Origin of the sequence: Aquabacterium sp. (assembly GCF_041909175.1) — a bacterium.
In the GTDB taxonomy this organism is placed as follows: Bacteria; Pseudomonadota; Gammaproteobacteria; order Burkholderiales; family Burkholderiaceae_C; genus Aquabacterium.
Genome location: NZ_JAYRDZ010000003.1, coordinates 76,824 through 98,475 on the forward strand (window position 1 = coordinate 76,824; position 21,652 = coordinate 98,475).

At 63.1% G+C, this 21,652-nt stretch carries 19 protein-coding genes; 10 read left to right on the plus strand and 9 right to left on the minus strand.

The window, feature by feature from the left end; translation table 11 throughout:
• Positions 1 to 30 precede the first annotated feature (30 nt).
• A complete protein-coding gene (locus ACE3PH_RS05340) occupies positions 31 to 927 on the plus strand; it encodes an HDOD domain-containing protein (protein WP_374316963.1) in 897 nt (298 codons plus the stop codon).
• Here ACE3PH_RS05340 and ACE3PH_RS05345 read toward each other — a convergent pair.
• A complete protein-coding gene (locus ACE3PH_RS05345; RefSeq protein WP_374316964.1) occupies positions 914 to 1,693 on the minus strand; it encodes a ParA family protein in 780 nt (259 codons plus the stop codon). The genes ACE3PH_RS05340 and ACE3PH_RS05345 overlap by 14 nt on opposite strands.
• Positions 1,694 to 1,929: 236 nt before the next feature.
• Here ACE3PH_RS05345 and ACE3PH_RS05350 point away from each other — a divergent pair, with 236 nt between their 5' ends.
• Entirely contained in the window at positions 1,930 to 3,135 is a 1,206-nt protein-coding gene (locus ACE3PH_RS05350; protein ID WP_374316965.1) for a hypothetical protein, read from the plus strand.
• Positions 3,136 to 3,144: 9 nt separating this feature from the next.
• On the opposite strand, the gene ACE3PH_RS05355 is transcribed toward ACE3PH_RS05350, so the two are convergent.
• Entirely contained in the window at positions 3,145 to 5,517 is a 2,373-nt protein-coding gene (locus tag ACE3PH_RS05355) for a YgiQ family radical SAM protein (RefSeq protein WP_374316966.1), read from the minus strand.
• Positions 5,518 to 5,710: 193 nt separating this feature from the next.
• On the opposite strand from ACE3PH_RS05355, the gene ACE3PH_RS05360 reads away from it, so the two are divergent.
• On the plus strand, positions 5,711 to 6,067 hold the full coding sequence (locus ACE3PH_RS05360; protein ID WP_374316967.1) for a hypothetical protein: 357 nt from the start codon (positions 5,711 to 5,713) through the stop codon (positions 6,065 to 6,067).
• Between the two features lie 66 nt (positions 6,068 to 6,133).
• Positions 6,134 to 8,332: an EAL domain-containing protein gene (locus tag ACE3PH_RS05365; protein ID WP_374316968.1), complete on the plus strand. Its 2,199-nt coding sequence runs from the start codon at positions 6,134 to 6,136 to the stop codon at positions 8,330 to 8,332.
• A gap of 37 nt (positions 8,333 to 8,369) precedes the next feature.
• Here the strand turns inward: ACE3PH_RS05365 and ACE3PH_RS05370 are convergent, their stop codons facing one another.
• The 4 genes from ACE3PH_RS05370 to ACE3PH_RS05385 form a co-directional block, all read right to left on the minus strand.
• Entirely contained in the window at positions 8,370 to 8,678 is a 309-nt protein-coding gene (locus ACE3PH_RS05370; protein WP_374316969.1) for a high-potential iron-sulfur protein, read from the minus strand.
• A gap of 146 nt (positions 8,679 to 8,824) precedes the next feature.
• Positions 8,825 to 10,654, minus strand: coding sequence for an ABC transporter ATP-binding protein (locus ACE3PH_RS05375; RefSeq protein ID WP_374316970.1), 1,830 nt, complete (start codon positions 10,652 to 10,654; stop codon positions 8,825 to 8,827).
• A 67-nt stretch (positions 10,655 to 10,721) separates the two neighbouring features.
• A complete protein-coding gene (locus tag ACE3PH_RS05380) occupies positions 10,722 to 11,648 on the minus strand; it encodes an NAD-binding protein (RefSeq protein WP_374316971.1) in 927 nt (308 codons plus the stop codon).
• A gap of 30 nt (positions 11,649 to 11,678) precedes the next feature.
• On the minus strand, positions 11,679 to 12,659 hold the full coding sequence (locus tag ACE3PH_RS05385) for an HD-GYP domain-containing protein (protein WP_374316972.1): 981 nt from the start codon (positions 12,657 to 12,659) through the stop codon (positions 11,679 to 11,681).
• 208 nt (positions 12,660 to 12,867) lie between these two features.
• On the opposite strand from ACE3PH_RS05385, the gene ACE3PH_RS05390 reads away from it, so the two are divergent.
• Positions 12,868 to 13,749, plus strand: a complete 882-nt coding sequence (locus ACE3PH_RS05390; RefSeq protein WP_374316973.1) for an acyltransferase — start codon at positions 12,868 to 12,870, stop codon at positions 13,747 to 13,749.
• On the opposite strand, the gene ACE3PH_RS05395 is transcribed toward ACE3PH_RS05390, so the two are convergent.
• On the minus strand, positions 13,733 to 14,467 hold the full coding sequence (locus ACE3PH_RS05395) for a hypothetical protein (RefSeq protein ID WP_374316974.1): 735 nt from the start codon (positions 14,465 to 14,467) through the stop codon (positions 13,733 to 13,735). The two genes, ACE3PH_RS05390 and ACE3PH_RS05395, sit on opposite strands and share 17 nt — an antisense overlap.
• Positions 14,468 to 14,674: 207 nt before the next feature.
• Between ACE3PH_RS05395 and ACE3PH_RS05400 the strand changes: the two genes are divergently transcribed.
• Complete coding sequence (locus ACE3PH_RS05400; protein WP_374316975.1) at positions 14,675 to 15,130, plus strand: hypothetical protein; 456 nt, start codon at positions 14,675 to 14,677, stop codon at positions 15,128 to 15,130.
• On the opposite strand, the gene ACE3PH_RS05405 is transcribed toward ACE3PH_RS05400, so the two are convergent.
• Together ACE3PH_RS05405 and ACE3PH_RS05410 are read right to left on the minus strand one after the other, a co-directional pair.
• Positions 15,107 to 16,753, minus strand: coding sequence for an acyl-CoA synthetase (locus tag ACE3PH_RS05405; RefSeq protein ID WP_374316976.1), 1,647 nt, complete (start codon positions 16,751 to 16,753; stop codon positions 15,107 to 15,109). The genes ACE3PH_RS05400 and ACE3PH_RS05405 overlap by 24 nt on opposite strands.
• Positions 16,754 to 16,813: 60 nt before the next feature.
• On the minus strand, positions 16,814 to 17,044 hold the full coding sequence (locus tag ACE3PH_RS05410; protein WP_374316977.1) for an RNA-binding S4 domain-containing protein: 231 nt from the start codon (positions 17,042 to 17,044) through the stop codon (positions 16,814 to 16,816).
• Between the two features lie 180 nt (positions 17,045 to 17,224).
• Between ACE3PH_RS05410 and ACE3PH_RS05415 the strand changes: the two genes are divergently transcribed.
• The 4 genes from ACE3PH_RS05415 (at position 17,225) to ACE3PH_RS05430 (ending at position 21,627) form a co-directional block, all read left to right on the plus strand.
• A complete protein-coding gene (locus tag ACE3PH_RS05415) occupies positions 17,225 to 18,697 on the plus strand; it encodes an aldehyde dehydrogenase family protein (RefSeq protein ID WP_374316978.1) in 1,473 nt (490 codons plus the stop codon).
• Between the two features lie 104 nt (positions 18,698 to 18,801).
• On the plus strand, positions 18,802 to 19,725 hold the full coding sequence (locus ACE3PH_RS05420; RefSeq protein ID WP_374316979.1) for a branched-chain amino acid ABC transporter permease: 924 nt from the start codon (positions 18,802 to 18,804) through the stop codon (positions 19,723 to 19,725).
• A 13-nt stretch (positions 19,726 to 19,738) separates the two neighbouring features.
• Entirely contained in the window at positions 19,739 to 20,848 is a 1,110-nt protein-coding gene (locus ACE3PH_RS05425; protein ID WP_374316980.1) for a branched-chain amino acid ABC transporter permease, read from the plus strand.
• Positions 20,845 to 21,627, plus strand: a complete 783-nt coding sequence (locus tag ACE3PH_RS05430) for an ABC transporter ATP-binding protein (protein ID WP_374316981.1) — start codon at positions 20,845 to 20,847, stop codon at positions 21,625 to 21,627. Before ACE3PH_RS05425 ends, ACE3PH_RS05430 begins: the two co-directional genes overlap by 4 nt.
• Positions 21,628 to 21,652 lie beyond the last annotated feature (25 nt).

Consider the following 21,652-nt stretch of genomic DNA (forward strand, 5'->3'; position numbering starts at 1 on the left):
CAGATTCACTGCCTCTGAATGTTGACCACCATGACGGCGATCCTTTCCGAACCTACCGCTTCTCCGGCGCGCACGACCGCCATCCAGCAGGAGATTGATCAGGCCCGACGCAGCGGTCCGCTGCAGCACATCGTCATCCCGCCTTGTCCCGAACTGCTGGCTCGCCTGCGTGAGGCGATGAACCAGGCAGAACCTGATCTCAACGAAGTCGCGCACATCGCCTCCAGCGACGTGGCCATGTCAGCGACCTTGTTGCGTGCTGCCAATGGGGCGCTCTACGCCAGCGGGCAACCGGCGCAGAGCATCGGCGCGGCCATGAACCGCCTGGGGCTGGAAGAAACCGCGTCGATCATGACGGGTTTCCTGGCGCAGAACGCCATCCGGGTCAACAGCCCCCATTTGCAACGTTTCTGGGAACGCTCCACCAAGCGTGCGGTGGCCATGACCTATATCGCCCGCCACTTGCCGGGCATGTCACCTGACCTGGCCTACACCTATGGTCTGTTTTGCCATGTGGGCCTGCCGGTCATGATGCAGAGTGTGCGGGGTTACGCTGGGACCCTGGTGGAGGCCCGGGCCCGCATCGACCGCTCGTTCATTGCCACGGAAAATGCCAACCACCGCACGGATCATGCCGTCGTGGGGGCATTGGTGGCGCGAGTCTGGAAGCTGGCGCCCGCCTTGATGGCCGCCATCCGGCTGCACCATGATCTCGATGCCCTGGGTGACAGCTTCACCGAGCCAGAAATCCACACGCTCGTGGCGGCAGGTCTGGTGGCAGAGCACCTGGCGTGCGTGCATGAAGGTCTGCCGCCAGACAGCGACTGGACCCGTTACGCAGGCAAGGCCCTCGATTGGCTGCACATCAGTGAAGCCGATGTGCAACTGTGGTCGGAAGAACTGATCGACGCATTCAATGCGTGCTGATGGCCCCCAGCGCTTCGTGCAGGGCCACGAAATCGAGCGTCAGCTTGTGGCGAGGGTCCAGGTGCACCATGGGCTTGGCCTGCTGGTGTGACTCCTTCACCTTCACGGATGCGCTGAGGTAGGGTTGCAGCACCGGCAAACCTTCGTCAATCAACTCCTGAACCAGCTTTTGCGGCAGGCTTGCACGCGGCTGGAACTGGTTGACCACGATGCCGGACACTTTCAGTTCCTCGTTGTGGTCGGCCTGGATTTCCTGCACGTTCTCGAGCAGGTTGTAGAGCGCCCGGCGCGAAAAGTCGTCGCAGTCAAACGGAATCAGACAGCCTTGTGCCGCGATCAGGGCCGAGCGCGTGTAGAAGTTCAGGGCCGGTGGCGTGTCGATGTAGATGCGGTCATATTGCTCTGACAACTCTTCCAGTGCGTCTCGCAGCTTGTAGATCTTGTAGCGCGACTCCAGCTTGCCGTGCAATTCGTCCAGATCAGGGTGCGAAGGCATCAGGTGGAGGTTCTCCCAGGGGGTGTCCACCACATATTCTTCAGCCCCTTTGGGACGCGCACTGAACTTCAAGGTCTGGTCGAAGAAGGCGGCCGCGCTCACCTCGGCATCGTCCTGGGTGCCGCCCAGCAGGTAGTGGGTGGAGTTGCCCTGAGGGTCGAGGTCGATGACCAGGGTGCGCAGCCCCTGCTGGGCGCTGATGGCGGCAAGGTTGCAGGTGATGGTGGATTTGCCCACGCCACCCTTCTGGTTGAACACAACGTAGCGCATGGTTGAACCGCTTTCGGGGTTTGTTCGACTGCAGCAAGCATACGTCGGTTGTGCGACAAGTCACACCGCAGGAATGGGTGGAGCGATGTCTTCGCGCATCACTGCGCGCCAGAAGTCCATGCGACGCAGTGGGCATTGTTTCTTTACAGACGACGAGCATCTACGATGCGAAAATACGTAACAAATTGCGTATCGCCGCGACCATTGCTCGGCACGCACAAAATAGGGGATGTGTCATGGATGGCACGGCAGAAACGGCGCCGCGAGCGCCTGGCTATGGCCAGATCAATACGCAAATCATGGACGATCCGGGCAAGACTGGGCCCGATGTCCGTGAGTTGGGCAGCAAGGTCTCTGACACCCTGCGCGAGTGGTTTGTGGTGTGCCGCCCGTCCGAGGCGCTGAAACTGCAACTGGAGCTGGGGCAACCGCCCTACATGCTCCTGCATGACCTGGGCTCTGGCCGCTCCAGAACCTTTCTGGCCTCGCTGTCCTTGCAGACCGGCTGGCCGCTGCAGCAATTGTGTGTGCGTCGCCAGGGGTTTGGTGACACGCTGGCCACCCTGTACTTCATCGACTGCCCGGCCACCCCGTCAACGGTCCGGATCTATGCATCCGAGGTCGAGGCCGATGCGCCAGAGCGCGTGGCGATCCGCCGCCAGCTTGCAGCGTTCGCTGCGGTCAATGTGTTGTATGCCGAGCATCAGGTGGCTCAAACCGCGGCTTTGGGCGTCAGTTGCCTGAAGGATGACCTGCTGGCTGCGCACCGGCCCGGCGGCATGCACTTGCTGATCCTGCCGCAAACGCGTGACCCCTCGCTGCGTCAGGATCTGGCTGCACTCGAGTCGTCTCCTGGCTTGAAGGTTGAGGTGTCACCGGCGACCAACTCGGTGCCGTCAACCTGGGCGCTGTTGTCCACCTACTGGAACCGCCATGCTCAGCAGGGGCTTGGGCAGTCCCGTCCAGTGATCCGCCAGATCCGCATCGGTGATGCGCAGGTGTCTACCCGTGGTGCGGCCACGCCGCAGTTGACCGAAGCAGCGCGTCCGTCTGCGGTGTCGCACCAGCCCTTGTCGATTGACGACTATGTGCGATTGGCTCAGACACAGACCGGTGCGACCGCCGTTTGCATTTTCAACCTGACAAACAAGGCGCTGGAGGCACAGACCACAGGCAGCCCTGGTGCCGAGATGGTCCAGCAAGGCTATGCGCTGCTGGCCGCCGTGGGGCGCCTGGGCGATGGGCTGAGCCTGGGCCGCGCGGTGCGCGAAACCTGCGTCATCCTGGGTGATGTGCAGGTGGTGATTCGCCCGGCGCGCATCCGCAATGGCTGTGTGCTGATGCTGATGATGCCGCGCACGGTCGAGCCAGCTGAATGGCGCAAGACGCTGGACCAGCTGGATCGCCAGGCGATTGCCCAGCGTACCTCGCGCAGGAACTGAGCGCCCGGCTCAGCGGCCCTTTTTGCGGGGGGCGAAGCCAGACCCTGCCGTCTTGCGCGCAGCCGGCTTGCCGCCGTGTTCCCGTGGTGGCAGCCCGGTGTGCTGGGTCAGCACGCGGCCCTTGGTGACCGGGGACGTCTTCACGCCAGACGTGGTCGAGTTCTTGCGTCGAGCCGATTGGTAAGCCCCATCGGTGACCGGCTGGTAAGACGGCACCAGATGGTGCTTGCCATTGCCGATCAGGTCGGCGCGCCCCATGTCCTTGAGAGCATCGCGCAGCAGGGGCCAGTTGTTGGGGTCGTGGTAGCGCAGGAAGGCCTTGTGCAAACGGCGACGGCGCTCACCGCGCACGATGTCGACCTTTTCGCCCTTGCCTTCGATCCGGCTGATGCCCTTGAGGGTGTTCAGGCCCGAGTGGTACATCGCCGTGGCCGTGGCCATGGGGCTGGGGTAGAAGGTTTGCACCTGATCTGCCCGGAAGCCATTGCGCTTGAGCCACAGCGCCAGGTTCATCATGTCTTCGTCGGAGGTGCCCGGGTGTGCCGCAATGAAGTAGGGGATCAGGTACTGCTTCTTGCCTGCTTCTTCGCTGAACTTCTCGAACAGGGCCTTGAAGCGGTCGTAGGTCCCGATACCGGGCTTCATCATCTTCGACAGCGGGCCTTGCTCGGTGTGCTCCGGGGCAATCTTCAGGTAGCCGCCCACGTGGTGGGTCACCAGTTCGCGGATGTACTCCGGCGAACGCACGGCCAGGTCATAGCGCAGGCCTGAACCGATCAGGATCTTCTTGACGCCTCGCAGCGCACGTGCACGCCGGTACATGTGGATCAGCGGCGTGTGGTCGGTATGCAGGTTCGAGCAGATGTCGGGGTAGACACAGCTGGGCTTGCGGCAGGCGGCCTCGATCTCGGGCGACTTGCAACCCAGACGGTACATGTTGGCCGTGGGGCCGCCCAGATCGGAGATCACACCCGTGAAGCCCTTGACCTTGTCGCGGATCTCTTCAATCTCGTGGATGACCGAGTCTTCCGAGCGGCTCTGGATGATGCGGCCTTCGTGTTCGGTGATCGAGCAGAAGGTGCAGCCACCGAAGCAGCCGCGCATGATGTTCACGCTGAAGCGGATCATCTCCCACGCCGGGATCTTGGTGGCGCCGTCATGGCTGCCTTGCTTGTCGGCGTAGCTGGGGTGCGGGCTGCGGGCGTAGGGCAGGTCGAAGACGTAGTCCATCTCCGCCATCGTCAGGGGGATGGGCGGCGGGTTGATCCAGACATCGCGGTGCGCATGCGCCTGCACCAGCGCCCGGGCGTTGCCGGGGTTGGTCTCCAGGTGCAGCACACGGTTGGCGTGGGCATAGAGCACCGGGTCGCTCTTGACCTGTTCGTATGCGGGCAGCCGGATGACGGTGCGCTCACGCGGCGGCAAGCTCATCTTGCCTCGCAGGGGCGTGGCTGCCAGCGGCTTGGCAAAGTGGATCGGCTTGACCTCGGCGCCGAGCGCGACGGCCTTGTCCTGCCCCTTGACGGGATCAAAGGCCCCGGACTCTTCCAGCGCACAACTTTCCCCCATGGCCGCAGCCTGCTGACCTGTGGTCAGGTAGGGGTTGATGTGCTGGTCGATGCGGCCTGGTTGGTCAACCTCGGTCGAGTCCAGCTCGAACCAGCCTTCAGCCGACGGGTCGTTGGAGCGCCGCATGAAGGCGGTGCCCCGGACATCCGTGATCTGCTCGATGGGCTCGCGCGCGGCCAGACGGTGGGCGACTTCCACAATGGCGCGCTCGGCGTTGCCATACAGCAGCAAGTCGGCCTTGGCATCGGCCAGGATGGAGCGGCGGACCTTGTCCTGCCAGTAGTCATAGTGCGCAATGCGGCGCAGCGAGGCTTCGATGCCGCCCATGATGAGGGGCACGTCCGGATAGGCTTCCTTGCAGCGCTGTGCATAGACCAGAGAGGCCCGGTCAGGGCGCTTGCCGCCTTCACCGCCAGGGGTGTAGGCATCGTCACTGCGAATTTTTCGATCAGCCGTGTAGCGGTTGATCATCGAGTCCATGTTGCCGGCAGCCACCCCGTAGAAGAGATTGGGCTTGCCCAGGGCCTTGAAGGGCTCGGCGCTTTGCCAGTCCGGCTGGGCGATGATGCCCACGCGGAAGCCCTGAGCCTCGAGCACCCGACCGATGACCGCCATGCCAAAGCTGGGGTGATCCACATAGGCGTCGCCCGTCACGATGATGATGTCGCAGCTGTCCCAGCCGAGCGAGTCCATCTCTGCCCGGCTCATGGGCAGGAAAGGCGCTGTCCCGAAGCGTTTCGCCCAGTAGGGGCGGTAGGCAGTCAGGGCTTTCGGGGCGCGATGGGGGGCGGGTGCAGTTTTGGTGACGGACATGGTGGGGGCGGGTCTAACCCCGTATTGTCGCTGGTGCGGGCCATTTCGCGTGGGGCAGAGCCCTTGGCTGGTGTGCGGGTTTTGGCAAGGCCGTGGGGCGCTTGAGCCCCTTGCTCGGGCATTGCGGCCGCTGCAGCACGCCAGGCTGGGGTGTTTTTATGATGAAGCCCATCTTGTTTGCGGGAGCCCCGACATGCAGCGCACCATGGTTCTGGTCCAGATTGCCGAGGAATGTGCCCATGACATCACCGTGCTGTTGGCGCCGCTGCAAAGCGAGGACGAGCTGTTCATGAGTCAGAACACGCTGGAGGCGATCATGGCGCGTTTGCGCATGCTCTCCTTCACGCTGGGGCAATTGGGCAGACCCTGGACCGATGTGGTTCGGGAAATCGACTGGGCCGCCTGGCAGCAGCTCCACGTTGCACTGTCGAGTTCATCGGAGCCGGATCACGACATGCTCTGGTTTGCCGTCAGCAGTCTGGTTCCGGCTACGACCACCTTGCTGCGTCGTGGTCGGCACAGGCATCCGGGTTTGTTCATGCTGTCCTGATCTGGCTCGGTGCTACAGTCGCCCGCGTTGGCTGTCGATACATGCGACAGGATATGACCGCTGGGCATGACGACTTCTTCCGAAACCCCTGTTGCCGTTGCGCTGAATGACAGGCTCCCATGGCCTTTGCTGGGGGCGCTGACGGCTTTGCTGGTGGTCTGCTCCTTGGTGCCTGACTGGCTGTTTGGTGCACACACGGGCAGTGTGTTTCCGCTCACGCTGCACACCGTGACCGAGTTTGTGGCCATCGTGGCTGCCTTCCTGGTTTTCTTCATTGCCTGGCATGCCTGGGTGCCTGGGCAGCCCGGCACCATCACCCTCATTGGCTGTGGTTTCCTGGCTGTCGGGCTGGTCGACTTCGGACACACCTTGTCCTACAAGGGCATGCCGGATTTCATCACACCGGCAGATCCGGAAAAGGCCATCCGCTTCTGGCTGGCTGCGCGCTACATCTCGGTGCTGACGCTCATGCTGGCAGCCTGGCGGCCCGTGTTGCCCTTGCGCTCCGAGCGAGCCCGCTGGGGCATGCTGGTGGTGGCCATCGTGCTGTCGGTGCTGACCTATGTGGTGCAGTTGTACTTTCCCCATGCCTGGCCTGCCTTGTTTGTCGAGGGCAAAGGGCTGACCCCCTTCAAGGTGGGGGCTGAAGCTGGGGTGGTGGCTCTGGCTGCGCTGGCGGCCTGGGGCTTTTATCGGTCAAGAGGCTCGCAGGAACTGTTCAGCGCCACGCAATTGTGTGCGGCGTCGCTCATCACGATCCTGTCTGAAATCTGCCTGATGCAGTACGCCAGCGTGCACGACGTCTACATGCTGCTGGGCCACGTCTACAAGATCATCGCCTACTTCTATATCTACAGGGCGGTTTTCGTGACCAGCGTGAGCACGCCCTACCAGCGTCTGCATCAGGAAATCCAGGAGCGCGTTCAGGCTGAGGCCCGCATCGAGTTTCTGGCCTATCACGATGCCCTGACCCAGCTTCCCAACCGGGACCTGACACGTGACCGCATGGTGCAGGCCATTGCCCATGCGCGTCGCTACAAACGCCTGACGGCATTGGTGTTCATTGATCTGGACAACTTCAAGTCGGTCAATGACACCCTGGGGCATGCGGCAGGGGATGTGCTGCTGAAGACCGTGGCCAACCGCCTGCGCGAGCAGGTGCGCGAGGTCGACACGGTGGGCCGACAAGGCGGTGACGAGTTCCTGTTGGTGCTCAAGGACGTCCATGACGCCGAAGGCGTCTCGGCTGTGGTGGGCAAGCTGGTGGAAGCCTTGCAGCAACCTATCCATGTCGAAGGGCATGAACTGGTGACCACCGCATCGATCGGGATCGCGATGTTCCCCCACGATGGCGAGGATTTCGACGCGCTGCTGCAGAAGGCGGACACTGCGATGTACCGGGCGAAGTCGGAAGGGCGCAACACCTACCGTTTCTTTGATGAGCGCATGAATGCGGAGGCCCTGGATCGCCTCCATATCCGCAATGGCTTGCGCAAGGCGCTCGACTGCGGGCAATTCGTGCTGCACTACCAGCCGCAGATCGACCTGCGCAGTGGGCGACTCCTGGGTGTCGAAGCCCTGGTGCGCTGGCAGCATCCGGAATGGGGCATGGTGGCACCGTCGCAGTTCATCCCGATCGCCGAGGAATGCGGCTTGATCGTGCCGCTCGGCCAATGGGTGGTGAAGGAGGCCTGTCTGCAGGCCGCCCGCTGGCACGCATCAGGCTGGAGCGACCTGACCATGGCCGTGAACCTGTCTGCCGTGCAGTTTCAGCGTGGCGATGTGGAAGAAACCATCCAGGCCGCGCTATCGGCCAGCGGCCTGCCGGCATGGGCGCTGGAGCTGGAGTTGACCGAGTCGGTGTTGATGTCGGACCCTGACGCGGTGCAGGGGCGCTTGCATGCGCTCACCGCCATGGGTGTGCAACTGGCGATTGACGACTTCGGGACGGGTTATTCCAGCCTGTCTTATCTGAAGCGGTTTGCCGTCAACAAGCTGAAGATCGACCAGAGCTTCGTGCGCGAACTCGCGCGCAACCAGGAAGACATGGCCATCGTGCGGGCCATCATCCAGATCGCGACCAGCCTGGGGCTGGAGACCATCGCGGAAGGGGTGGAGACCGAGCAGGCAGCCAGTCTGCTGCGTGAGTTGGGTTGCGAGCAGGCACAAGGCTACTGGATCGCTCGTCCGATGACAGCCGAAGCGTTCACGCCGTGGCGGCAGGCTTATAGCCCTGCAAATGAAACAGGCGCGGTCCCTGCGTGAGAGACCGCGCCTGCTGTAGAGAGCTCAGACCGAGGGATCAGGCCTTCTTGGCGTAGCCAGAGCACCAGCCCTTGCCCGACACCAGCTTGCCGCCCAGCAGCGGGCAGGCAGCGAAAGCATCACCGGCCTTGCCTTGGAAGAAGTTGCAGTTGCCGCAGTTGCTGCCAGCCTTGTAGGTGGGGAACTTCTTGGCGTCAACCTTGGTGGCGTCCAGCTTGTAGCCCAGACCCACGGCTGCGGGTTCGGTTTCCGTGGCCTTGTCGGCAGCGTGGGCAGCACGGCCCATCATGCTCAGCGCGGCAGCGGCGGGAACAACGGTCATCATGAATTGACGGCGAGAGGTCATGTGTATTTCTCCAGTTTCTGGCAAAGATACCCAGGGGGGTAGGCAGCGGTTATTGTCGTTACCAGCAGCGGTCTTGGCGATATCAAAAACGTCACAAATGCGGCGCTTTTGCGTTTCGTCAACAAATGGGGTGCGAGTGATTCTCGTTACGCTGCTTCACCCAGAAAACCACCGCTTTGGCGGGCCCACAGGCGGGCATACAAACCGCCTTTGGCCAGCAGGGTGGCGTGGTCGCCTTCTTCCACAATGCGTCCTTCATCGAGCACGATGAGGCGGTCCATCGCAGCGATGGTGGACAGGCGGTGGGCAATGGCCACCACCGTTTTGCCTTCCATCAACCTGTAAAGGCTGGCCTGGATGGCCGCTTCGACTTCCGAGTCAAGTGCGCTGGTCGCTTCGTCCAGCAGGAGGATGGGCGCGTCCTTGAGCATGACGCGGGCGATGGCAATGCGCTGGCGCTGGCCGCCTGACAGCTTCACGCCACGCTCGCCCACGTGGGCGTCATAGGCCGTGCGCCCCTTGGGGTCGGACAGGGTCTGGATGAATTCATCGGCTTCGGCCCGCTGTGCGGCTGCCAGCATGTCTGCATCGCTGGCGTCGGGGCGGCCATACAGGATGTTGTCCCGCACCGAGCGGTGCAGCAGCGAAGTGTCCTGCGTGACCATGCCGATCTGCTGGCGCAGGCTGTCCTGCGTCACACCGCTGATGTCCTGCCCATCGATGAAGACGCGGCCATGCTCGATGTCATGGAAGCGCAGCAGCAGGTTGACGATGGTCGATTTGCCGGCGCCGGAGCGTCCGACCAGGCCGATCTTCTCGCCGGCGCGGATGTGCAGGTTCAGGTGCTGGATGATCTCGCGGTCGCTGTCGTAGCCAAAGCTCACGTTGTCGAAGCGGATGTCGCCGCGGCGCACGGTCAGGGCGTGGGCATCGGGGCGGTCCTGCACCTTGGGCGGCCGCGCCAGGGTGTTGAGCCCATCCTGCACGGTGCCGATCTGCTCGAACAGGTTGGCCATTTCCCACATCATCCAGTGCGAGATGCCGTTGAGGCGCAAGGCCATGGCGGTGGCAGCGGCGACCGCGCCGATACCCACTTGCCCCTGGGTCCACAGCCACAGGCACAAGCCCGCCGTGGCGAGAATCAGCAGCATGCTCAGGGTGTGGTTGATGATCTCGAAGCCGCTGACCAGTCGCATCTGCCGGTGCACCGTCTGCATGAAGTCCTGCATGGCAGAGCGAGCGTAGCCGGCCTCGCGCTGGCCATGCGAAAAGAGCTTGACGGTGGCGATGTTCGTGTAGGCGTCCGTGATGCGCCCGGTCATCAGCGAGCGCGCATCCGCCTGCGCCTTCGCAGACCGACTCAGCCGCGGCACGAAATAGGCCACCGACAGGCCATAGAGCAGCAGCCAGCCCAGGAAGGGCAGCATCAACCAGAGGTCGAAGTGCCCGACCACGGCGGTCATGGTGACGAAATAGATGGTGGCAAACACCAGGATGTCTCCCACGATGAAGCAGGTGTCGCGCACCGCCAGGGCGGTCTGCATGACTTTGGTGGCCACACGGCCGGCGAACTCGTCCTGGAAAAAGGACATGCTTTGGCCGAGCATCAGCCTGTGGAACTGCCAGCGCAACTTCATCGGGAAGTTGCCCGCCAGGGCCTGGTGCTTGATGAAGGTCTGCAGCGCCACGGCCAGCGGGCTGGCCAGCAAGACGCCCGCCAACAGCAGCAACTTGCCACGCGAGGCGGTCCACAGGTCGGCAGGTGCAACGTGGCTGAGCCAGTCGACCACATTGCCCAGCATGCTGAACAACAGGGCTTCGAAGGCGCCAATGAGGGCCGTCAGCAGGGTCATGCCGAACAGATAGGGGCGCAAGCCTGCCGTGCCTGCCCAGACGAAGGGCAGGAAACCGGTGGGGGGAATCCGGGGGGACTGGTCCGGATAGGGGTTGACCAGACGCTCAAACCAGCTCAGCACAAAAGGGCTCCGCGAGACGACAAAGCGCCAAGGGTAACGCTTTCGGCGGGGCCTGGTGGTTGACAGGCTATTTGGCGCAAGCGGCAGGCTGCCCGGCAGGGGGCTGCGTTGCGGCGGCTGTGGGTGCCGCGGGCGGGGCGCTGGCACGGCCCGCTTCGGCGACATAGTTGAGCAGTTGCCGAGCTTGCTCGTTGCCAATCGTGGCCTCTGCCAGCAGGAAACCACCCACTTCCCCGATGCCCACGACCAGATCGGCCCCGGCGGCTTCGAGGTAGAGCCGCTGATTGGGGTCGAGCAATTCCGTGATGAGGCGGGCTCGCGGGTTGACCCGGCGCGCCAGCAGGCAGTTCACCGCTGTCAAGGCATCGGCATTCTGCTTTTCGGCGTAATTGGCGAGCACCACGATGGTGGCAGCCTGGTCCAGTGCGGCACGGTCGATGGCGTCCCCACGTGCCGGATACGGCGACCGGGTGAACAGCACGGTGGGGTCCTCTACCGGCTTGTGGTCCATGTCGGCCATGATGAGGATGGGCACATGCTGCATGTCCGCTTCACGACGCAAGGTCTGGATGATCTGCGGGCCTTTGAGGTTCCAGCCGATGATGACGATGTGTTGATGGAGTTTGTGCATTTTCAGCCCCATGTCTTCGCGAACCTTGCGTTCGATGAGCACCGCGGCAGCCAGTGCGCACAGCAGTGCCGTGAGCAGCTTGGACACGATCAGGGCGAAGCCCATGACCATGCGCCCGCCCAGTGTGACCGGCGCCACGGCCGAGTCCCCGGATGTCGTCATCGTGACGAGCAGGGCATAGACCGTGCCGGTGAAGGTGTGGATGCGTTGGCTGTGGCCGATCTCGAACAGATAGACCAGGGCGGCGCAGCCGACCCAGACCGCCAGGAAGATGAGCGTGAGCTCGACGATGAATCGATAGCGTGCCACCGCCATCAATCTCAGGAAGCGGGCCGTCCAGAGAGATCGAGGGTTGGCGATCATGGGGCCTCCTGTTGTGGTGCCTGAAGGGCGTTACTTCAGGCTGAGGATGTCCTCTGGACCGAACAGCGCCCCCCAACTCTGGTCTGGTGCCGCACCGATGATCAGGTGACCGCCGGTACGTGTGGTCTGGCACCGGTAGGGTCTGGCGAGGGCGTGGCCTTGCGTGTCACTGAGCACGACGACGTCGGGCGTATGGGGGTCACGGTGGCGCTGCACGACCATGGCTTGTTCGCCTGTGCACAGCTCAACCAGACAGCCGGGTGGATAGAGCCCCAGCTCGCGGATGATGGTGGCGCCGAAGTAGCCGGCGCTGCGCTGGCGGAAGATCTCGGCGGCAGCGCGGGGTGTGGGCATGCGGGCCCGTCCTGCGCGAGGGCTCATCTTGGCGCCGAACACATCGCAGGTCCGGATCGCGTCGGCCAGGGGGTGCACTTCGGTCAGGCCTTGCGGGTAGCCCTTGCCGTCTGGGCGCTCATGGTGTTGCGCCACCGCGATCAGCCATTCTTCGTCGGTCACCCCCAGGTCATGCAGCATCTTCCAGCTGCCCAGTGGGTGGGCATCAATGGCCACCTTTTGCTCAGGTGTCAACGGCCCGGCCTGCTGTGCGAGTTCAACCTGCAAGGCCGTGATGGAGATGTTCATGGTCAGGCCCGCCTTGATGGCGCTGATGTTGCGCGCATCCCCCCAGTCCTTGCGCAGGCCGATCAAGGCCAGCAGCATGCCCGTGTGCATGGCGTGCATGACCCCGTAGCGGTTCATCTTCTCCGGCGTGGTGTGCACCATGTGGAAGATCGCGACATCGGGGTCGCGGGCCGTCAGGCTGAGCAAGGTGGCCGCGCAGGTCGCGATGTCGGTGATGAAGGTGGGGCAGCGGTAGGGTTCCAGCAGCAAGGTCGCCAGATTGGCTTCCAGCGTCTGCCACTGTTGCCAGTGCTCGACGGCGGGTGGCGGCATCTCGCAAGGGCTTTCCGAGGGGGAGTCAAACGCGGGAGACAGTTGGAGCGCCTGCATGATGGATCGTCCTTGGCCGTGGCAACAGAGTCGACTTCACCTTACGCCGCGTCCGGAATTCGGTGTTCAGGGCTTCACCCAGGGTCCATCACACTGGTGTGAACGATCTCACGCAAGCCAGGGGGCTGAATTGCTGCACATCTGTGCACATAATCTGACCTTCGGCTGTTCCTGTTTTTTCAGCCCTGATTTCGCCACCAGACTTGCCATGTTCAAACGGATTCTTGATGTACTGAAGGCCACCGCTGTTTCCCTGTTGCTGGTGGTGACCACCACCATCGGCTTCTCATCGATGATGCCGTTCGCACTGTTGAAACTGGTGCTCCCATTCCGGATCGTACGCATGGTGTTCGACCCGATCATCGCCGGCATCGGGCATTGGTGGAACAGCTGCAATTTCTGGTGGATGGCTGCGGTCGGGCACACGCGCTGGGACGTACAGGGTGCCGATGGCTTCAAGAAACGCGGTTGGTATCTGGTGTCCTGCAATCACCAGAGCTGGGTTGACATCCTGGTTCTGCAGAAGGTGTTCAGCGGACGCATCCCCTTCCTGAAGTTCTTCATCAAGTACGAGCTGATTTTTGTGCCCCTGGTCGGCCTGGCCTGGTGGGCGCTGGATTTCCCGTTCATGAAGCGCAAGGGTGGTTCCAGTGCGCAAAAAGATCTGGAGACGGCCCGCCAGGCTTGCGAGAAGTTCCGGGTGATCCCGACGTCGGTGATCAGTTTTGCCGAAGGCACCCGCTTCACGCAGGCCAAGCATGACCAGCAGCGCTCGCCTTTCCGTCACCTGCTCAAGCCCAAGGCGGGCGGCATCGGCATGGCGCTGGCCACCATGGGCGACATGTTCGATGCGGTGGTCGACGTCACCGTGATCTACCCCAAGGGGGTGCCGACATTCACCGATCTGATGACCGGCCACATTCCCGAAATCGTGGTGCGGGTGCACGAGGTGAAGATTCCCGAGCATCTGCTGCCCAAGGATGGCTCGGCGGCCGAACGCGGCGCCGTGCAGGAGTGGTTGAATGAGCTGTGGGCCCGCAAGGACGTCGAGATCGACGCCCTCAACGCGGAGTTCAAGAAGCAGGCTTGATGTTCTGAAGGGGCTTGCGCAGGCGATCAAACTCGGCCGGGGCCACGTACTGCAGTAACTCTTTGCCCTTGTGGTCGATTGTGACGCTCAGGCCCTTGTCGGGGTACAGCCAGTACTCCAGATTGGTTTGTCCGCTCAGCTTCTGCGCCGGGGCACCGAAGCGGGCCTCGATGGTGGCCGCATCCAGATGTGCTGAAGGGATGAAGCCCACGGCAATGATGGGTGCCTGAAGGGCCATCACCTGGTCCGCAGTGCTCAGCACATACTTGCGTGTGGTGCTTTCCATGAATTCAGCTTTCACGGCGTGTTCGCGAAAGAGCTGGATCTGGGCATCGGTGGCGTGCGCGGTGAGGACCAGGCGACCTGTGATGAGTCCGATGGAGGCGCTTTCGACATAGGCTTCCAGGGTGCCCGTTTCACCCGGAGCCGCGATTACGGCCATTTGAAAGTCGGATGACCAGCGGTGCTGGGCATCCGCCAGGGTGCTGGGCTTCACCTCAGTGGCCCCAGATGCGGGGGCGGCAGCCATGGTTGCCAAGGTCAGGCCCAGCACCTGGCTGCTCCCACCGGGCAGGGCTTTCACTTCCCAGGGCATCTGCTGTGCGGGCTGCGCTGTGCCCGTGGTGAAAGCATCACGCCCCATCACGATGGCTGCAGAAATGACCAGTGCCCCGAGCACCATGGCGGCTATCAAGCCAGCTTTTTTCAATCCAGTCATGGGTGTCTTACATCGCTTGAAACTTCACAGGCAGGTGGCCCTGCGGGGGAGATTGTGGCATCCCCCTGCCACACCTCCTCCGTTCGGACCGCAGTCGTTTTACGCCCCGAAACATCCTTGTGTTGAACTTCCGGGCGAGGCCGGAGTCTCACTGCTTCACCTGGAGGGCAAGCGATGCGAGTGAAACGTTGCTGGATGACAGGGTGCATGGCCCTGGTGCTGCTGGTGGCTGGCCGCGGGGCCGATGCTACTGAGCGAGAAGAGGGCGCACGGGAACCTGATGACTGGGTGACCCTGTCGAGCCCACTCTCTGCCGAGGAAACCGTGCGTCGTTTGCGGCGTGCCGCAGAGCGGCGCGGGCTGGCGGTGGTGGCCGAGGTCAAACCTGCGGCCACCGACACCAAGGCCGCCGTGCTGGTTCTGGGCACGGAAGACGGGCACACGCCCATGCTTCAGGAGGTTCAGGCACCGTTGCCTGAGCTCCCACTTCAACTGGTGGTCGAGGCGGCTGAAGACGGTTCCAGTCGGGTCAGTTACCGACGTTCGCGGGCGTGGCTTCGTAACGAGGGGCTGCCTGAGGAGTGGCGCGCGCGTCTGGCGCGCCTGCCTCAGGTGGTCGCGACCTTGCGGTCAAGACAATCAGGCGTCAATGGCCTGAGTTGATCCAGCCTGCTTGCGCAGTTCGTATTTCTGGATCTTGCCCGTCGAGGTCTTGGGCAGTTCGCCGAAGACGATCGCGCGCGGAACCTTGAAGCCGGCCAGGTGCTCCTTGCAGTGGGCGACGATGTCTTCCACCGTGACGGATGCACCGGGGCGCAACTCGATGAAGGCGCAGGGCGTTTCGCCCCACTTGGGGTCGGGCTTGGCGACCACCGCAGCAGCCATCACGGCGGGGTGGCGGTAGAGTACGTCTTCCACCTCGATGGACGAGATGTTCTCGCCACCGGAAATGATGATGTCCTTGCTGCGGTCCTTGATCTTCACGTAGCCATCGGGGTACATGACGGCCAGGTCACCGGTGTGAAACCACCCGCCATGGAAGGCTTCTGCCGTGGCCTTGGGGTTCTTCAGGTAACCCTTCATGGTGGTGTTGCCGCGGAACATGATTTCGCCCATGGTTTCGCCATCACGCGGCACCGGCTTCATGGTCAGCGGGTCGAGCACATCCACATTGCGGGTCAGGTGGTAATTCACCCCCTGGCGGGCATTGAGTCGGGCGCGCTCACCCACGGGCAGGTCCTGCCACTCGTCGTGCTTGACGCACACCGTGGCGGGGCCGTACACCTCGGTCAGGCCGTACACATGGGTCAGGTCGATGCCCATCACTTCCATGCCTTCGATCATGGCGGCGGGTGGTGCAGCGCCTGCGACCAGGGCTTTCACGGTGTGGGTCAGGCCCTTCTTCATGTCGTCCGGTGCACTCAGCATGGCGTTGTGCACGATCGGAGCAGCGCAGTAGTGCGTGACGCCATGGTCGCGGATCGCTTCGAAGATGGCTTTCGGGTCAACACGGCGCAGACACACGTTGACAGCAGCGCGCGCGGCGACCGTCCAGGGGAAGCACCAGCCATTGCAGTGGAACATCGGCAATGTCCACAGGTAGACAGCGTGCTTGGCCATGTCCCACTCGAGGATGTTCGAGATGGCGTTCAGGGCTGCGCCGCGGTGGTGGTAGACCACGCCTTTGGGGTTGCCAGTGGTGCCCGAGGTGTAGTTCAGGCTGATTGCCTGCCACTCTTCGGCCGGGAAGGGCCACACAAAGTGGGCATTGCCCTGGGCGAGGAAGGCTTCATAGCTCATGCTGCCCACGGGTTGGCTCTTGCCGGTGTACAGGCTGTCTTCGGTGTCGATGATCAGCAGCGGGGCCTTGCTTTCGCGCAGGGCCAGTGCCTTGGCGATCACGCCGCTGAATTCGGGGTCAACAATCAGTGCCTTGGCCTCGCCGTGGTCCAGCATGAAGGCAATGGCTTCCGGGTCGAGGCGGGTATTGAGGGTGTTGAGCACCGCGCCCGTCATCGGGATGCCGAAGTGGGCCTCCACCATCGGGGGCGTGTTGGGCAGCATCACGGCCACGGTGTCGCCCAGGCCGATGCCGTGCTGGCTCAGCGCGCTGGCGAGCTGGCGGCAGCGCTTGTAGGTTTCAGCCCAGGTCTGGCGGAATTCGCCATGGATGATGGCCAGCCTGTCCGGGTAGACAGCGGCTGTGCGCTCGATGAAAGAGAGCGGGGTGAGGGGAGCAAAGTTGGCGTCGTTGCGCGGAAGGTCTTGTTCGTAGATGTTCGACATGCTTTGGGTCTCCGGACAGCCTTCCATTTTTCCCCTGGGGTTCGGGTTTTGCCTATTGGGCTAATCCCTAGGTTTTTCGGTCACAACTGAGATGCGTACGTTGTCGACCGTCACGACCTGCCCGGCGCGGATCTTGGCCGTCTTGCGTGACTCGGGTTGACCGTCGACCTGCACCATGCCTTCGCTGACCATGGTCTTGGCGCGTCCACCACTGTCGGCGAGGCCGGTGGCCTTGAGCAGGCTGTCGAGGGGGATGAACTCCCCGCGGAGTTCAAATTCGAGTTGTTTCATATTGAATGCAATCCAGATGACCTAGGGTAGATGCGGACGTCCAGGCCACCTGCTTGTTTGTAAGGTCAAGGCACAATCGCCCTATTGTGAGAATTTCTGTTTCCAGATGGCAGAATTCGCGCCCGCCCACCATTGTCCCGCCAGAGTGCGGGCCTTCCACGGACTTGACGGAGAACAGGCATGAACCGACCTTTGATGCAAGTGGTCGATCCCCAGATCGGGGAATCGGATCCCGCCGCGATTCGCCAGGTTTTTGACGCCCAGTTGGCCACGGCACTGAAGTGGCGTGAGTCGACCGCGGCAGAGCGCATTGAGCGCCTGAAGAAGCTGCGCGAAGCCATGCTGGCGCGTCGCGATGATTTCTACGCGGCCTTTGAAAAAGACTACCGCAAGCCCTCTGCCGAGGTGGATGCCACCGAGCTGATGCCCGTGCTCGACGAAATCCGTCATGCCATTGGCAACCTCAAGAAGTGGATGAAGCCGACCCGTGTGTGGCCCACCATGGGTACGGTGGGGACGCGCGCCTGGATCCAGTACCAGCCGCGCGGGCGCAGTCTCATCGTGGCACCTTGGAATTTCCCGCTCAACCTGTGTTTCGGCCCGATGGTGTCGGCGCTGGCGGCCGGCTGCACGGTCATCCTCAAGCCGTCCGAGATGACCCCTTCGGTGAGCACGGTGATGGCCGAGGTTATCGCCGATACCTTTGCACCGGACGAGGTCGCCTTGTTCGAGGGGGCCTTGAAGACGTCACAGGTGCTGCTCGACCTGCCGTTTGACCACATCTTCTTCACCGGTTCGCCTGCCGTCGGCAAGATCGTGATGACGGCGGCTGCCCGTCACCTGACCAGTGTGACCCTCGAGTTGGGCGGCAAGTCGCCGGTCATCGTGGACCAGACGGCCGATGTGCGTCTGGCAGCAGAGACCCTGATGTGGGGCAAGCTGGTCAACAGTGGCCAGATCTGTGTCGCGCCCGACCACGTGTATGTGCACCGTGCCGTCAAGGAGCAATTCGTGCAGGCATGCCGCGAGGTGGTGGCCGAACGCTACGGCCAGACCCCCGATGCGCAACGCGCCAGCCGTGACTTCACCCGCATCATCAACCAGCGCCATACCCAGCGCATTGCCGGCCTGTTGCAAGACGCCAAGGACCGTGGGGCCCGTGTGCTGATGGGCGGGGATGTCGATGCCGCGAGTTGCTATATCGCCCCGACCTTGATCGACCGGGTGCCTGCGGAAGCCAGCATCATGAGCGAGGAAATCTTCGGCCCGGTGCTGCCGGTGATCGAGTTCGACGACCTCACGACGGTGATCCGCAGCATCAATGCCGACCACAAGCCGCTGGCCCTCTACATCTGGAGCAGGGACTCGGCCAACACACAGCGCATCCTGACCGAAACAAGCTCGGGTGGCGTGGCCATCAACCACTGCCTGTTGCACTATGCGCACGGCAACCTGCCGTTTGGTGGGGTCAACAATTCCGGCATCGGCAATGCCCACGGCCACTTTGGTTTCAAGACCTTCTCGCACGAGCGTGGGGTGCTGAAGTCCGGCCCGGTGATGATGGCCCGCATGTTCTTCCCGCCCTACACGGAAGCGCGCAAGAAGATCATCCGCATGGTCGCAGACAGCCTGCGTCTGCCATCCTTGTTCTGAACCGGGGTGAGCCTGGCCGATAATCCGGTCTGGCTCGTCCGAAACCGGCCCGCCGCCTGCTACCCCGGTAGCCATGTGGCGGGCTTTTTGCATGTGCGTGCGACGTGGATATCTTCATTCAACAACTGATCAATGGTCTGGTGCTGGGCAGCATGTATGCCCTGGTGGCGCTGGGCTACACGATGGTCTACGGCATCATCAACCTCATCAACTTCGCGCACGGCGAGGTGCTCATGGTGGGGGCCCTGGTGAGCTGGAGCGTGGTCACCTCGCTGGAATCGACCGGCTGGCCTGGCTGGGTCATCTTGCTGATCGGCCTGCTGGCGGCCATCGTCGCCTGCATGGTGCTCAATTTCGTGATCGAGAAGCTCGCCTACCGGCCTTTGCGCAACGCGCCCCGGCTGGCACCGCTGATCACGGCCATGGGCATGTCGCTGCTGTTGCAGACGCTGGCCATGATCATCTGGAAGCCTGATTACAAGCCATTCCCTATTCTGTTGCCCGATGACCCGATCGAGTTCATGGGCGCCACCACCAATCTGGTGCAGATCCTGATCCTGGTGGTGTCGGCTGCCACGCTTTGTGGCTTGATGGCCCTCATCCATGGCACCCGGTTGGGCCGAGCCATGCGGGCCACGGCAGAAAACCCCAAGGTAGCCCAACTGATGGGGGTGCGCCCCGACCGTGTGATCTCTGCCACGTTTGTCATCGGTGCTGCGCTGGCAGCGCTGGCTGGCGTCATGTGGGCGGCCAATTACGGGTCGGTGCAGCACACCATGGGCTTCCTGCCCGGTCTGAAGGCCTTCACCGCCGCCGTGTTCGGGGGCATCGGCAACCTGCCCGGCGCCATGCTGGGCGGCATCCTGCTGGGGGTCATCGAAGCACTGGGGGCCGGCTACATTGGTGATCTGACCGGCGGGGTGCTGGGCAGCAACTACCAGGACATCTTTGCCTTTGCCGTGCTGATTCTGGTGCTGACCTTGCGTCCGCAAGGTCTGCTGGGCGAGCGCGTGGCAGACCGCGCCTGACCGGAGCCTCGACATGCTGATTCTCAACAAGAACAACAAATGGGGCGCCGCTACCGTTGTGCTGCCCCTGCTGCTGGTGCTGCCGCTGGTGCTGCAAAGCCAGGGCCAGGCCTGGGTGCGCATCCTCGATGTGTCGCTGATCTACATCCTGCTGGCACTGGGGCTCAACATCGTGGTGGGTTTCGCTGGCCTGCTGGACCTGGGCTATGTCGCCTTCTATGCGGTCGGTGCCTATCTGTTTGCCCTGCTGGCCTCGCCGCATCTCACCGACAACCTGCCGGCCGTGGCTGCGCTGTTTCCCAATGGCTTGCACTGGCCGGTGTGGGTGGCGATTCCGCTGGGGGCTGCGCTGGCCGGGGTGGTTGGTGTGCTGCTGGGTGCGCCCACGCTGAAACTGCGCGGTGACTACCTGGCCATCGTGACCCTGGGCTTTGGTGAAATCATCCGCGTGTTCATGAACAACCTGGATGCCCCGGTCAACATCACCAACGGCCCCAAGGGCATCGGCAGCATCGATCCCTTCCGTGTGTTCGGCATCAACCTGGGCGAGCGGCTGCACGTAGGGGGCATGACCATCGAGCCAGTGACCCTGCACTACTACCTGTTCCTGCTGATCGTCGCGCTGGCCATCGTGGTGTGTCTGCGCCTGCAGAACTCGCGTCTGGGGCGAGCCTGGATGGCCATCCGCGAAGACGAAATTGCTGCCAAAGCCATGGGGCTCAATACGCGCAACCTGAAGCTGCTGGCTTTCGGGCTGGGCGCCATGTTCGGCGGCGTGGGCGGGGTGCTGTTTGCCTCGTTCCAGGGCTTCGTGTCGCCAGAGTCGTTCTCCTTGCAGGAGTCGGTGATGATCGTCGCCATGGTCGTGCTCGGCGGGCTGGGCCACATCCCGGGCGTCATCCTGGGGGCGTTCCTGCTGGCAGCGCTGCCCGAGGTCTTGCGCTATGTGGCGAGCCCCTTGCAAGCCATGACAGATGGCCGGCTGGATGCGGCCATCCTGCGTCAGTTGCTCATCGCGCTGGCGATGATCGGCATCATGCTGGCGCGGCCTCGTGGCTTGTGGCCCTCGCCGCGCCATGAGGATCAGCTGGCTGCAGCCGCATCCGACAAGGAGGCCGCATGAGCACCGCTTTGCTGCAAGTGAGTGGGGTGTCCAAGCGCTTCGGCGGGGTGCAGGCGCTCTCTGACGTGGGGCTGACCATCCCTGAAGGCCAGATCCATGGGCTGATCGGCCCCAATGGCGCCGGCAAGACGACTTTCTTCAACATGATCACCGGCCTGGTGCCCTCCGACGGAGGCCGCTTCGAGCTGGATGGCCAGGCCTACAAGCCCACCGCGGTCCATGAGGTGGCCAAGGCGGGTATTGCGCGGACCTTCCAGAACATCCGCCTGTTTGCCGACATGTCGGTACTCGACAACGTGCGGGTTGGCCGGCATGTGCGCACCCGCGTGGGCTGGTGGCAGGCGGTGTTGCGCACCCCCGCCTTTGTGCGCGAAGAGCACCAGATCACCCGTGATGCCCGCGCGCTTCTGGCCTTTGTGGGGCTGGAGCACAAGGCTCAGCACCCGGCCCGTACCCTGAGCTATGGTGACCAGCGTCGGCTGGAAATTGCCCGCGCGCTGGCGACCGAGCCGCGACTGCTGGCGCTGGACGAGCCAGCCGCCGGCATGAATGCCACCGAGAAGCTGCAGTTGCGCGAATTGATCGAGCGCATCCGCGCCCAGGGGCGCGCCGTGCTGCTGATCGAGCACGACGTCAAGCTGGTGATGGGGCTGTGTGACCATGTGACCGTGCTGGATCAGGGCAGGCTGATTGCATCGGGCTCGCCTGCTCAGGTGCAGCGTGATCCGGCTGTGATCGCGGCTTATCTGGGTACGGCCCACCAGCCGACTGCAGCGTGAAGAGGACGAGATGAGCACCGTGGAT